General features: G+C 63.3%; 12 protein-coding genes. 1 reads left to right on the top strand and 11 read right to left on the bottom strand.

What is annotated here, in order from left to right; translation table 11 throughout:
* Positions 1–69: 69 nt before the first annotated feature.
* Positions 70–2415, bottom strand: a complete 2346-nt coding sequence (locus LOY54_RS13925) for an autotransporter outer membrane beta-barrel domain-containing protein (protein WP_258606750.1) — start codon at positions 2413–2415, stop codon at positions 70–72.
* 276 nt (positions 2416–2691) lie between these two features.
* On the opposite strand from LOY54_RS13925, the gene LOY54_RS13920 reads away from it, so the two are divergent.
* Positions 2692–2952: a DUF1652 domain-containing protein gene (locus LOY54_RS13920; protein ID WP_045201943.1), complete on the top strand. Its 261-nt coding sequence runs from the start codon at positions 2692–2694 to the stop codon at positions 2950–2952.
* On the opposite strand, the gene LOY54_RS13915 is transcribed toward LOY54_RS13920, so the two are convergent.
* The 10 genes from LOY54_RS13915 to LOY54_RS13870 form a co-directional block, all read right to left on the bottom strand.
* Positions 2949–3224 (bottom strand): peptidylprolyl isomerase, encoded by a 276-nt coding sequence (locus LOY54_RS13915; RefSeq protein ID WP_007932676.1) that lies wholly within the window; start codon positions 3222–3224, stop codon positions 2949–2951. The genes LOY54_RS13920 and LOY54_RS13915 overlap by 4 nt on opposite strands.
* A 182-nt stretch (positions 3225–3406) precedes the next feature.
* Positions 3407–3886 (bottom strand): serine protease inhibitor ecotin, encoded by a 480-nt coding sequence (gene eco / locus LOY54_RS13910; RefSeq protein ID WP_093382690.1) that lies wholly within the window; start codon positions 3884–3886, stop codon positions 3407–3409.
* A 57-nt stretch (positions 3887–3943) separates the two neighbouring features.
* Complete coding sequence (hbdH, locus tag LOY54_RS13905; protein ID WP_093382693.1) at positions 3944–4714, bottom strand: 3-hydroxybutyrate dehydrogenase; 771 nt, start codon at positions 4712–4714, stop codon at positions 3944–3946.
* Between the two features lie 10 nt (positions 4715–4724).
* Positions 4725–6116 (bottom strand): GntP family permease, encoded by a 1392-nt coding sequence (locus LOY54_RS13900; protein ID WP_258606749.1) that lies wholly within the window; start codon positions 6114–6116, stop codon positions 4725–4727.
* A gap of 233 nt (positions 6117–6349) precedes the next feature.
* The gene (locus tag LOY54_RS13895; protein ID WP_258606748.1) at positions 6350–7741 is read right to left on the bottom strand and encodes a sigma-54-dependent Fis family transcriptional regulator; all 1392 of its coding nucleotides are present in this window, start codon (positions 7739–7741) and stop codon (positions 6350–6352) included.
* Positions 7742–7770: 29 nt separating this feature from the next.
* Positions 7771–8793 carry an ABC transporter permease gene (locus LOY54_RS13890; RefSeq protein ID WP_045201955.1) on the bottom strand — a complete coding sequence of 341 codons (1023 nt, stop codon included), beginning with the start codon at positions 8791–8793 and terminating at the stop codon, positions 7771–7773.
* Positions 8793–9851 (bottom strand): microcin C ABC transporter permease YejB, encoded by a 1059-nt coding sequence (locus LOY54_RS13885; protein WP_258606747.1) that lies wholly within the window; start codon positions 9849–9851, stop codon positions 8793–8795. Before LOY54_RS13885 ends, LOY54_RS13890 begins: the two co-directional genes overlap by 1 nt.
* The gene (locus LOY54_RS13880) at positions 9848–11632 is read right to left on the bottom strand and encodes an extracellular solute-binding protein (RefSeq protein WP_258606746.1); all 1785 of its coding nucleotides are present in this window, start codon (positions 11630–11632) and stop codon (positions 9848–9850) included. The genes LOY54_RS13885 and LOY54_RS13880 overlap by 4 nt, the downstream gene beginning before the upstream one ends.
* 162 nt (positions 11633–11794) lie before the next feature.
* Positions 11795–12076, bottom strand: coding sequence for a peptidylprolyl isomerase (locus LOY54_RS13875; protein WP_093382710.1), 282 nt, complete (start codon positions 12074–12076; stop codon positions 11795–11797).
* A gap of 93 nt (positions 12077–12169) precedes the next feature.
* Positions 12170–13231, bottom strand: coding sequence for a 3-deoxy-7-phosphoheptulonate synthase (locus LOY54_RS13870; RefSeq protein ID WP_258606745.1), 1062 nt, complete (start codon positions 13229–13231; stop codon positions 12170–12172).
* Positions 13232–13362 lie beyond the last annotated feature (131 nt).

Genomic DNA, 13362 nt, shown 5'->3' with positions numbered 1-13362 from the left:
ACTCCCAAGGTCAAGAACAGTGGCACTCGCATCAGACCCGCTCCCTTGGTGACTGGCAACAAAGCGCGTTCAGTAACTCAGACGCAACCCCAGGTTGGCGCCGACGTGCTCCTGCTGACGACTGTCCAGGTTGGTGGTGTAGTCGATACCCGCATGCACGCTGAGGTTCTTGTTCAGTTGCGCAACCAGGCCGGTGCCGACATTCAGGGAAGTGTAGTTGTAATCGGTCTTGACCTTGTCGACATGATCGTACGTCTGCGTGTCGCGGCCTCCGTTGCCACTCCAGAAATCCGTGGTTACATAAGGCTGCAAATGCACTCCGGCGGATTTGAACTTGCCTTCCAGACGCATGCCCAGGCGCGCACTCACCTCGGTCTGGGTGTCGAAGCTAACGTAGCTGACACTGTCGTTGGCGCTGTCCAACGAGACTTTCTGGGCGATGAGTTGTGCCTGCGGCTCCAGGGTCCAGTACGACGACAGGGCAAATGGGTAGCCGGCCTCCAATGACGCTGTCCAGGCGTGACCGTTGAGGTCGAGCTTGTCGCCGCGATCGGATTTGGCCCGGCCGTCGAGGTCGGAGTACTGCACCACGGCATCGACATACCATTGCTGTGCGCCGATCAGGGTCCAGTAGGCGCCGATGCTGTCGCTGTCGAGTTTCAGGTCGCCGACCTTGTTGTCTTCAAAGCCCAGAGCGAAGCCTTTGACATCGCCGTGCAGGCGGCTGTGCCCGACATACACGCCGACATGCTGGCGCAGGCCGTCATCGTTGAGCCAGGCCCACAGGTCCTGGCCGACCTTGAAACCGTACAGGCTGCCGTCCAGGCTTGGGCTGACAGTACCCGACCAGCTCTGGTGGAAACTGTCGCCATAGGCCTGGCCCCAACTGGCCGATAACGCGCCCTCCTGGTTCAGCAGGCTCTGGTCGCCCTGACGTTGGTGAAAGGTGCCCAGCGCCGCGCGGGCAATCAATGCCGCAGCCCGGGGCGCGGCGGCATAGACGGCAACTTCCGGGCGGTACAGCGGGATGCTCACGCCGGGCGCCGGCGGTGGCGGCAAGTCAGGCTGGCCGGGAGCAGGGCCAGGGATTGGCGGCGGCACCACCACAACCGGTGTGCCGGGTTCGACTGGCGTACCAGGATCAACCGGTGTTCCGGGGTCAACCGGCGTACCGGGTTCAACAGGTGTAACTGGCTCCGGCAACGGGGTGGGCACGACGACGGTGGAACGCAGGTACCAGCTGTTCACGCTATCAGCAGTCACCCCGCCTTTGAACAGGCGATAGTCAAACGCCCCGGCCGACAACACCTGTGTCTGGACGAAGGCGGTGTTGCTGCTGGTGGCGCCGTTGATGGCTTCGACCACCTGGATACCGTTCTGGCTGGTTACCGCACCGGCACCGCGCAAGTTGCTGATCTGCAGGTTGGTGCTACCGGAGATCCTCCCGCCGCTGACCACCAGCCGATCAGATGGCGCGCCATCGCCGGCCAGTACGCTGTTGAGCTTGAGGGTGCCGCCGTTGCCGGTGTAGTTGCCATTGATGGTCAACCGCCCTTGGGCATCGCCGCCGCTGCTCAGGTCGATAAGCCCGCTGTTGTTGACCGTCAGTTGCTGGCCGGCGGTGAAGGGGCTGACCCTTCCTGTACGCGAGACCAGCGAACTGCTGGCGTCGATGTTCAGGCGGGTGGGCGCGGCAACGGCACTGGCATCGCCCAGGGTCAGGGCGTTGTCGAGCTTGAACCGGCTGGCGTTGATGAGGCTGACCGACTCCCAATTGATATAACGGTTGCCCCCCACCGGCTGGCTGTTGTTGAAGGTCAGGCTGTCGATGCCGGCCCCACCGTTGACGGTGATGTTCAGCAGCGTGCTGCCTAGGCCTTCGAGGGCTGCCACATCATCGTTGCCGCCCATGTCGACGCTGCCGCGAATGATGCCCCCTTGCCATTTGAGCGAGTCATTGCCAAAGCTCGCCAGCAGGTTGCCCTGCAGCGTGCCGCCGGTAATCACGAAGACATCGGTGCCGCCACTGGTGCTTATGTTGCCGCCGATGAACCCGGCGTTGAGGAAGATCTGGTCATTGCCAAAGCCGGTCACCAGGTTGCCAACGATGGTGCCGCCGGACATGCTGAAAATGTTGTTGTCCAGCTTCATGTCGACCCGGCCGATTTTGCCGCCAGAGAAGAACGCGATGTCGCCGTCTTCGAAGGCACCGATAATCTCCCCCAACGACATCCTGAACGTATCGCGGCCATCACCCTGGGCCAGGGATCGCAGCGTGCCGCCAGTAACAAGGGCGTCATCGACTCCCTGTGTCTGCGTTACTGCGCCGAGGGTATCGCCGGGCCCGACCACCAGGTTCTGGGCCAGGGCCGCAAGAGGTAGGGCGCTGAGTACCGCGATAAGCGTAATTCGCATCAGCCAGGCTCCGTGTCTTCCAGGCATTGCCCCACTAGCTGTCCAGCCACCCTGTTAGTACTGGACGGGTCTTGCTTTGCAGGTATAGAGCAATCGGTAATATCGGCAACTGACAAAAATGCTAGGTGGCGAATGGCCGCTACTGTCCGCCGGTCGGTAAAAGCGCCAGGTGCTTATAGTGAAAGGGTCTGATTCGCCTGGGAAACATGGCCTAGTCTTGGGGCTGGACCGGGCAACACGGAACCGCTGTCCGCCACCTGCCAAGGAGATGTACCGATGCTCTCGACCCTGGAGTTGCGCAACATCATAGAAAGCAGTTTTTTACCCACCCGCTGCCAATGCACCCTGGCTGCCGACCGCTCGTTGACCGTGCGGGTGTTCGACCGCAGCTGTGAGCGGGTCGACTTGCTGGTGACCGGCATCAGTGCCGAGCAACTGACCAGCAGCCGGGCGATTTCCAACCTGATCGTCGGCCTGCGCAATGACCTTGAAGACCAGCGCAGTCAACGCTTGCAACGGCGTCGCGACAGCCTTTAATCGCGGTAGAACACCTGCACCAGGTGATAGCCGAACTTGCTCTTGATCGGGCCGTGCACGGTGCGCAGTGGCTTTTTGAAAATCACCTGGTCGATGGCGCCGACCATCTGCCCGGGGCGCACTTCGCCCAGGTCGCCACCGCGCTTGCCGGACGGGCAGGTGGAGTACTTCTTGGCCAGCACATCGAACGCCTCGCCCTTGGCGATTCGTTGCTTGAGCTGTTCGGCCTCTTCAGCGGTCTTGACCAGAATGTGCCGGGCCTGTGCTTTCATCTGAACCTACCTTCGCAACGGGTAAAAACCGCGCATTATGCCTGATCGCGCAGCCCTTGGCGGTCGCGAAATTGCTCAAGGGCTTCGGGGTTGGCCAGGGCGTCGGTGCCGGCGAAAGGCATACAGTACCTGTTTGCACCGCACCGCCGCTCCCACAGGGCTGTTATTCAAGCAGCAGCGCTTTATTCCACTGTAGCTTTTTTCACTTTGTTCGAAGCCGACCACACGCGGTAGCGCACTTCAACACCTTCCGGCACATACACCACCACCGGCAGCTTGCTGTTGTAGCGCAGCAGGAAACCGTCGCCAACCACCGGCACGAACGCCTGTTTCTTCTTGCCGTCCGGGCAGGCCATCAGGGTCGAGGCCGGGCCCGAGACTTTTTCCAGGCGGTAGTAGTTGTAGCCCCAGCCTTGCAGGGTTTGTTCTTCGAGGTTGCCGCCCAGGTGCTGGCGGTTGCAGTCGACTTCCAGCTGTTTGCCAGCCAGCACTTCGAGTTTGTAGGCCGACTCGTCAGCCTGTTTTGGCAGGTGGATCACCTGGCGGCTAAAGCCTTTTTCGGCCTCGGGGTAGGGCGCTACATCCTTGAGGCTGGCAGCTTGTACCGAAGTAGCGGCCGCCAGGGTCAGGGTGAACAACGCGGTAAGGGAGCGTGGGCGCATAAGGCCTCCTTGCAGGTAAAAAAACACGATGCCGCAGCCAGGGTGCAAGGCTGCCCGTCATTGGGCCAGCCAGCCGCCATCGATGTTCCAGGCAGCGCCACGAACCTGACTGCCAGCCTCGCTACAGAGGAACAATACCAGCTCACCCAGGTGTTCGGGAGTGACAAAGGCCAACGACGGCTGCTTCTCGGCCAGCAAGTCGTGCTGGGCCTGCTGCGGATCGACTCCGCTGGCGGTGCGATCATCGATCTGTTTCTGCACCAGCGGCGTCAGTACCCAGCCGGGGCAAATGGCGTTGCAGGTGATGTTGCTGGTGGCGGTTTCCAGCCCGACCACCTTGGTCAGGCCGACCACCCCGTGCTTGGCGGCGACATAAGCGGCCTTGCCGGTGGAGCCGACCTGGCCGTGCACCGAGGCGATGTTGACGATCCGTCCCCAGTTGCGCGCACGCATGCCCGGCAGCACCAAGCGGGTGCCATGGAACACTGCCGAGAGGTTGACGGCGATGATCGAATCCCAGCGCTCCACCGGGAAGTCTTCGACCGCTGCCACATGCTGGATGCCGGCATTGTTGACGAGGATATCGACGCCGCCGAACTCGCGTTCCGCATAGGCGAACAGGTCTTCGATCTGCGCCACATCGCTAAGGTCGGCCGGGTGATGGCCGACCCGGGTGCCGTGGCGGGCGACTTCGGCAATCGCCGCGCGGGCATCGCCAAAGCCATTGAGGATCAAATTGGCCCCGGCCTTGGCCAGTACCTGGGCAATGCCCAGGCCGATGCCGCTGGTGGAGCCGGTGACGACTGCTGTCTTGCCATTGAGACTCATGAGGTGCTCCTTAGACGATACCGGTGGCATAGAACGTAGCAATCACCACGAACACTGCCAGGGTCTTGATCAGGGTAATGCCGAAAATATCCTTGTAAGCCTCGCGGTGGGTCAGGCCGGTGACCGCCAGCAGGGTAATTACCGCGCCGTTGTGCGGCAGGGTGTCCATGCCGCCGCTGGCCATGGCCGCGACCCGGTGCAGCACTTCAAGGGGGATGTTGGCCGCATTGGCGGCGGCGATGAAGCTGTCGGACATCGCTGCCAGGGCGATGCTCATACCACCGGACGCGGAGCCGGTGATACCGGCCAGCAAGGTCACGGTAATCGCTTCATTGACCAGCGGATTGGGGATCGCCTTGAGCGCGTCGGCCAGCACCAGAAAGCCCGGCAGCGAGGCAATCACCGCACCAAAGCCATATTCGGACGCGGTGTTCATCGCCGCCAGCAAGGCGCCGCTGACCGCGCTTTTGCTGCCCTCGGCCAGGCGGCTCTTGATCGCGCCAAAGCCTGCCACCAGCACCAGCAGGATGCCCAGCAGCAAGGCCGCTTCCACCGCCCAGATCGCCGTGAGTTTGGCGATGTCGGTCTGTACCGGCGCGCTCATGCCTGGCAAATTGAGGCTATGGGTCTTGCCGTACCAGGCCGGAATCCAGTGGGTGAACAGCAGGTTCATCACCCCTACCAGCAGCAGTGGCGACAGTGCCAGCAGCGGGTTGGGCAGCTTGAGGTCGGCGGCGGTTTCCGGCTCGTTGCGCAGCTCGCTGCCGTAGCCTTCACCGGCGCGCTGGGCCTTGTTGCGCTGGCGCTGCAGGTAGAGCATGCCGGTGCAGAACACGAACAGCGTACCGATCAGGCCCAGCCAGGGCGCGGCCCAGGCGGTGGTGTTGAAGAAGGTACTGGGGATGATGTTCTGGATCTGCGGGGTGCCGGGCAGCGCATCCATGGTGAACGAGAACGCGCCCAGGGCGATGGTTGCCGGGATCAGGCGCTTGGGGATGTTGCTCTGGCGGAACATCTCGGCGGCAAACGGGTACACCGCAAACACCACCACAAACAGCGACACGCCGCCGTAGGTGAGCAGGGCGCAGACCAGCACGATCACCAGCATGGCCTGGCGGGTGCCGAGCAGGCGGATGGCGGCGGCGACGATCGAGCGCGAAAAGCCCGACAGCTCGATCAATTTGCCGAACACCGCGCCGAGTAAAAACACCGGAAAGTACAGTTTGATAAAGCCGACCATTTTTTCCATGAACACCCCGGTAAAAGCCGGGGCGACTGCGGCAGGGTCGGTCAGCAGTACCGCGCCGAGGGCGGCAATGGGGGCGAAGAGGATAACGCTATAACCACGGTAGGCAGCCAGCATCAGCAGCGCCAGGGCTGCCAGGGCGATGATCACACTCATCGAGTGTCTCCTTGGGTGCATCTTGTTTTTGTTGGTCAGGAGGCGATAGCGGGAATCGTGCCAACTCTTTAAGTTGTTGATTTATATAGATATAGTATGTTTTTTTGAGATGAAAGTCTCTGAATTGAGATTGAACGGTTCGCGGGGCAAGCCCGCTCCTGCCGTCGGACATCTTCCCGGTGGGAGCGGGCTTGCCCCGCGATAACAATCTCAAAAAAGAGACACATATCTCTTTATTGAGACTTGATCCCCAGCGCCACCAGTTTCTTGTACAGCGTCGAGCGTCCCAACCCCAGCTGCCGCGCCGCTTGCGGTACATTCCCGGCACAGCGCGCCAGGGTGCTTTCGAGTAACTGCCGCTCAAAATCGGCACACGCCTGTTTATAGTTCAACGTGGCGGCTTCAACCGGCAGCGGCGCCAGGTCGCCCAGCGCCGCCTGAACATCGCCCAGCCCCAGGCGCGCTTGATCGGCCAGCAAGGTCGCCCGTTCCAGTACATTGCGCAGCTCGCGGATATTGCCCGGCCAGGCATGCCGGGCCAGCAGCGCCTGGGCCTCATCGTCCAGCTCGTGCTGGCTGCCCAGCTCTTCAAGAATCGCCTCGCTCAACGCTGGCAAATCCTCCAGGCGTTCACGCAGCGGCGGCACCTGGATCGGCAGCACGTTCAAGCGGTAATACAGGTCGGCACGAAACTCGCCACGGGCCATGGCCGCCTGCAGGTCGGTGGAGGTGGCGGCAATGATCCGCACATCGCTGTGGATCATCTGGTTGGAGCCGACCGGCTCGTATTCCTTCTCTTGCAAGACGCGCAGCAGCTTGCTTTGCAGCGGCAAGGGCATGTCACCGATTTCATCGAGAAACAGCGTGCCACCCTCGGCAATCTGCAGTTTGCCCGGGCGACCCTTGCGCTCGGCGCCGGTAAAGGCGCCCGGGGCGGTGCCGAAGAACTCGGCTTCGAGCAGCGTCTCCGGGATTGCGGCGCTGTTGATGCTGACAAAGGCCTTGTGCGCCCGCGGCGAAGCGGCATGAATGGCATGGGCCAGTAGCTCTTTGCCGGTGCCGGTTTCGCCCAGCAGCAACACCGGTGAGTCACTGCTGGCGCCACGCCGGGCGCGGCGCTTGACTTCAAGGCTGGCGGCGCTGGTGCCGATGAACTGAGCGAAGCTGTACTTGGCCTGGCGGGCGCGCAGCAACGAACGGGTCGAGGCCAGTTCCTGCTGCATGCTGGCGTAGCGCTTGAGCAGCGGCGAGAGGCTGCGCAGCTCGTCGAACAGGGCAAAACCGATAGCGCCGATCAGCGTGCCGGCGGCGTCGTGCACCGGCAGGCGCATGACCACCAGCGGCTCCTTGGGGGTGTCGAGCATGTCCAGCAGGATCGGCCGGCCATTGCTCAGCACCTCGCGCATCAGGCTGCCGGGGATGACACTTTCGCACGGCTGGCCGATGGCGCTGCTGGCGTCTTCAAGGCCAAAGCGCCGGGCATAGCGCTGGTTCATCCAGACAATGCGCGCATCGCGGTCGACGATGATCGTGCCTTCGCTGGACTGCTCGATGATCTCGAACAGCGAACGAATCGCCAGCAGGCGCACCTGCTGATAGTCCTTGAGGCTGTCACTGTCCTGCATGGGCCGCTCCGCCGGGGTAAAGGCTGCGATTATGCCCGTGGATCGAAGGCTTCGCGCAAGGCATCGCCAATGAACACCAACAGCGACAATATCAATGCCAGGGCAAAGAACGCGGTAAAGCCCAGCCACGGTGCCTGCAAATGTTGCTTGCCCTGGGTCACCAGCTCGCCCAGCGACGCACTGCCGGCGGGCATGCCGAAACCGAGAAAATCCAGGGCGGTGAGGGTGGTGATGGCGCCGGTGAGAATAAACGGCAGGTAGGTCAGGGTGGCGTTCATGGCGTTGGGCAAAATGTGCCGCAGGATCACCCAGCGGTCAGGCAGGCCCAGGGCACGGGCGGCCAGCACGTACTCGAGGTTGCGCCCACGCAGGAACTCGGCGCGCACCACGTCCACCAGCGCCAGCCAGGAAAACAGCGCCATGATCCCCAGCAACCACCAGAAGTTCGGCTCGACAAAGCCGCTGAGGATGATCAGCAGGTACAACACTGGCAGCCCCGACCAGACCTCCAGCAGACGCTGGCCGATCAGGTCGACCCAACCACCGTGGTAGCCCTGCAAGGCGCCGGCGGCGATGCCGATCAGGGTGCTGATCAGGGTCAGCGCCAGGGCAAACAGAATCGACACCCGAGTGCCATACAGCACCCGCGCCAATACATCACGGGCCTGGTCGTCGGTACCCAGCCAGTTGACCGCCGACGGCGGGCTGGGGGCGGGCACCAGCAAATCGTAGTTCGGTGTATCGGCGCTGAACGGCACCGGTGCAAACAGCATCCAGCCGCCCTGGCCCTCGATCAGCTGGCGTACGTACTGGCTGCGGTAGTCCGGCTGGAATGGCAGCTGGCCGCCAAACTGCTGCTCGCTGTAACGTTTGAATGCCGGGTAATACAACTGGCCCTGGTAGCTCAACAGCAATGGCTTGTCGTTGGCCACCAGCTCCGCGCCCAGGCTCACCAGTAGCAACAAGGCAAACAGCCACAGCGAAATCCAGCCACGACGGTTGCGCCGAAAGCGCTGCAGGCGCCTGCGCGATACCGGCGACAGGCTGAACATCAGTGGGCCCTCGTGGCAAAGTCGATGCGCGGGTCGACCAGGGTGTAGCACAGGTCACCGATCAGGCGCACCAGTAGCCCGAACAGGGTAAAGATGAACAGCGAGCCGAACACCACCGGATAATCCCGCGCCACCGCCGCCTCGTAGCTCATGCGCCCCAGGCCGTCGAGGGAGAAGATCACCTCGATCAGCAGGGAACCTGCAAAGAACACGCTGATCAACGCCTGGGGAATGCCGGCCACCACCAGCAGGATGGCGTTGCGAAACACATGCCCGTACAGCACCCGCTGCTCGCTCAGGCCCTTGGCCCGGGCGGTGATCACGTACTGGCGGGTGATCTCGTTGAGAAAGGCATTCTTGGTCAGCAGGGTCAGGGTGGCAAAGCCGCCAATTACCAGCGCGCCCACCGGCAGCACCAGGTGCCAGAAGTAATCAGCGATCTTGCCCAACAGGCTGAGCTGGTCGAAGTCTTCCGAGACCAGCCCGCGCACCGGAAACCAGTTCAGCGAAGTACCGCCGGCAAACAGCACGATCAGCAGCAGGGCGAACAGGAACGAGGGCAGGGCGTAGCCAATGACGATCAGGCTGCTGCTCCAGGCATCGAACGCGGTGCCGTGGCGCACCGCCTTGCGGATCCCCAACGGAATCGACACCAGGTAGGTGATCAGTGTGGCCCAGAAACCCAGCGACAGGGTCACCGGCATCTTCTCAAGGATCAGGTCGGTGACCTTGGCGCCGCGAAAAAAGCTTGAGCCGAAGTCCAGCCGGGCGTACTGGCTGAGCATCAGCCACAGGCGCTCGGGCGCCGACTTGTCGAAACCGTACTGGCGCTTGATGTCTTCCAGCAACTTGGGGTCCAGGCCACGGCTGGCCCTGGAGCTTGCGTGCAGGGTTTCGCTGCTGGCCCCCGGCGCACCGCCGCCGATGCCCTGCAGGCGCGCTACCGCCTGCTCGACCGGGCCGCCGGGGGCAGCCTGGACGATGATGAAATTGACCAGCAGGATAATCAGCAAGGTCGGGATGATCAGCAGCAGGCGGCGCAGGATGTAGCCGATCATGGCCGGCTTCCCAGGCGCTCGGCCATCTGCGCGTTGGTCAGCGGCGTCGGGCTGACTTGCCACCAGCTGTCCAGGCCTTCGTCGTTGCTTGGCTGCACCTTGGGCAGGCCGAAGCGGTTCCACCACACGGTAGACGAGCCGGGTGGGTAATAGTTGGGAATCCAGTAATAGTTCCAGCTCAGCACACGGTCCAGGGCGTGGGCATGGCGCAGCATGTCGGCCTTGGTTTCGGCCTTGACCAGGCCGTCGAGCAAGCGGTCCACGGCCGGGTCCTGGAGCACCATGTAGTTGTTCGAGCCGGGGTCGCTGGCCGCCGCCGAACCAAAATAGTTGTACAGCTCAAGCCCGGGCGACGGCGACACCGGGTAGCCGGTGACGATCAGGTCATAATCTCGAGCCATCAGCCGGTTGACGTATTGCGAGGCGTCGATGCGGCGGATCTGCAGGGTGATGCCGATCTGCGCCAGGTTGCGCTTCCAGGGCAGCAGCAGGCGTTCGAAACCGGCCTGGCCGTTGAGGAAGGTAAAGATCAGCGGTTCACCCTGGGCATTGACCAGTTGATCACCGCGCGGCTGCCAGCCTGCCGCTTCGAGCAGTTCGAGGGCTTGTAGCTGCTGGTCACGGATCAGCCCCGAGCCGTCGCTACGCGGCGCTTCGAACACCTGGCTGAAGACCTCGTCGGGTACCTGCCCGCGCAACGGTTCCAGCAGTTTGAGCTCCTGGGCATCGGGCAGGTTGCGCGCGGCCAGTTCGGTATTGGCGAAAAAACTCTGTTGGCGAATGTACAGGTTGCGCATCATCTGCCGGTTGCTCCACTCGAAGTCCCACAGCAGGCCCAGCGCCTGGCGCACCCGGCGGTCCTTGAACACCGGCCGCTGCAGGTTGAAGACAAAGCCCTGGGCGGTTTGTGGGGCGTCCTTGGCCAGGTGCGCCCGCTGCAGGCGGCCATCGTCCAGCGCCGGGCTGGCGTAGCCGAGGGTATAGGCGGTGGCCGAGAACTCGCGGTTGTAGTCGAAGCCGCCGCCGCGCAGCACCTGGCGCGCCACTTCGGTGTCGCCGAAGTACTCGATGCGCACTTGGTCGAAGTTGTAACGGCCACGGTTGACCGGCAGGTCGCGCCCCCACCAGCGCTTATTACGCTCGAAGGTGATGCTGCGGCCGTTGTCGACCCGCCCGACGCTGTACGGGCCGCTGCCCAGCGGCGCCTCGAAGCCTGCGCCATTGGCGAAATCGCGGTCTTTCCACCAGTGTTCGGGCAGCACCGGCAGGGTCGCCAGGTCCAGAGGCAAGGTGCGGTTCTGGTTGTTCTTGAAGTAAAAGATGATCTGGCGCGGGTTCTCGACCTTTACCTCAGAGACATCGGCGAACTGGGTGCGGTACTTGAGACTACCGGCGCGCATCAACAGCGCGAAGGTGTAGCGCACATCCTCGGCGCGGATCGGCTGGCCATCGGCAAAGCGTGCACGCGGGTCAAGATAGAAGCGCAGCCACAGCCCCTGCGGATCGCGCTCAAGCTTTTGCGCCACCAGCCCGTACACGGTGTAGGGTTCATCTTGGGAGCGCACCGCCAGCGGTGAATACAGCCAGCCATCGACCTCGGCAACGCCGATGCCCTTGTCGATGTAGGGAATGATGTGGTCGAACTGGCCGATTTCGATGGCCGAGCGGCGCAGGCTGCCGCCTTTGGGCGCATCGGGGTTGGCGTAGCGCAAGTGCTGGAAGCTGGACGGATAGCGCGGTGCTTCGCCGTATACCGTCAGGGCGTGGACCGGCGCTGGCATGGCAGCGCATGACCAGGCAAGGGCCAGGCCGAAGACGAACAACAAGAAGGGGAAGGGAGCAATTCGCAAGCGCCTGACCACCTGAACCACGACTGTGGCTGAAGCTTAGCAGGTCACTTGCGCGAGCAAACCGGCCCTGAGGGCCGGCTTGCAGAGTAGCGATCAGTCCTGACGGCTGGTCACTTCCAGCAGGTGATAACCGAACTGGGTCTTCACCGGGCCTTGCACGGTGTTGACCGGCGCGCTGAACACCACGGTGTCGAACTCCTTGACCATCTGGCCCGGGCCGAACGAGCCCAGGTCGCCGCCCTGGCGGCTCGAAGGGCAGGTGGAGTTGGCTTTGGCGACTTCGGCGAAATCGGCGCCGCCTTCGATCTGGGCTTTGAGTTCGTTGCACTTGTCTTCGGTGGCAACCAGGATGTGACGGGCAGTGGCTTTGGCCATGGGAATGGCTCCTTGGGGTAAAACCTGAAGCCTAACGTAAATAAGGGTTGGCTGAAAGTTGGCGGGGCAACTCGGATCGCCCCGCGACAAGCCTTACAAGCGCTCGGCCGCCTCACGCAGCAAGCGTTCGGTCGAATCCCAGCCCAGGCAACCATCGGTAATCGACACGCCGTATTTGAGCGGCTGCGTGCCCAGTGTCTGGCAACCGTCGAACAGGTGGCCCTCGATCATCATGCCGATCAGCGAGGTATCGCCCTGCAGGCGCTGCTCGAGCACCTCGTTGAACACCGCCGGCTGGCGCAGCGGGTCCTTGGCGCTGTTGGCGTGGCTGCAGTCGACCATGATCCGTGCCGCGACGCCGGCTTTGGCCAGGCCCTGGCGGGCCAGGGCGATGCTCTGGCGGTCGTAGTTCGGGCCCTTGCTGCCTCCGCGCAGCACCAGGTGGGTATCGGCGTTGCCCAGGGTCTCGACAATCGCCGGGTAGCCTTGCACGTCCATGCCGAAGTGCCGGTGGCCGTGGGCGGCGCTGCGGATCGCGTCGCAGGCAATGCCAACACCGCCGTCGGTGCCGTTCTTGAAGCCTACCGGCAAACCCAGGCCGCTGACCATTTCGCGGTGAATCTGCGACTCGGTGGTGCGCGCGCCAATCGCCGCCCAGCTCAGCAGGTCATCGAAGTAGCCGGCCGCCATCGGTTGCAGCAGCTCGGTGGCCACCGGCAGGCCGCATTCGAGCATGGCCAGCATCAGCCCGCGCGACAGCGCGATGCCGCCGTGCATGTCGTCGCTGCCATCCAGGTGCGGATCGTAGGCCAGGCCTTTCCAGCCGACGGTGGTGCGCGGCTTTTCGACGTAGGCGCGCATCACCAGGAGCATCTTGTCGCTGACCTCTGAGGCCAGGCGGGCCAGGCGTTGGGCGTATTCGCGGGCCGAGCGCGGGTCGTGCAGCGAGCACGGGCCGACGATCAGCAGCAGGCGCTGGTCGTGGCCATCGAGGATGGCGCGTACGGCCTGGCGATGGGCTTCGACCTGGGCGGCGAGGGCGGGGGAAAGCGGCATTTGCTGCTTGAGCAACATCGGGCTCGGCAGGCGTTGGCTGACGGCGCTGTTGGCAGCGCTGGGTTCGGACAGTGGCAGAGCGAGGGTGGACGATTGCATGGTGTGAATTCCCTGGGCGGCTGGCGGGGTCTGGCCCGCGCGCTCGGCCCTATCGAGGTGTTCGACAGTTGGCCGGATTGGCGTCATGTGTATGTGTGCCACCAACAAGTGACCGATCGGAGGCGGCAGGC

The sequence above is a fragment of the Pseudomonas sp. B21-032 genome, from assembly GCF_024748965.1.
In the GTDB taxonomy this organism is placed as follows: domain Bacteria; phylum Pseudomonadota; class Gammaproteobacteria; order Pseudomonadales; family Pseudomonadaceae; genus Aquipseudomonas.
This window is presented reverse-complemented; position numbering and strand designations above follow the sequence as displayed.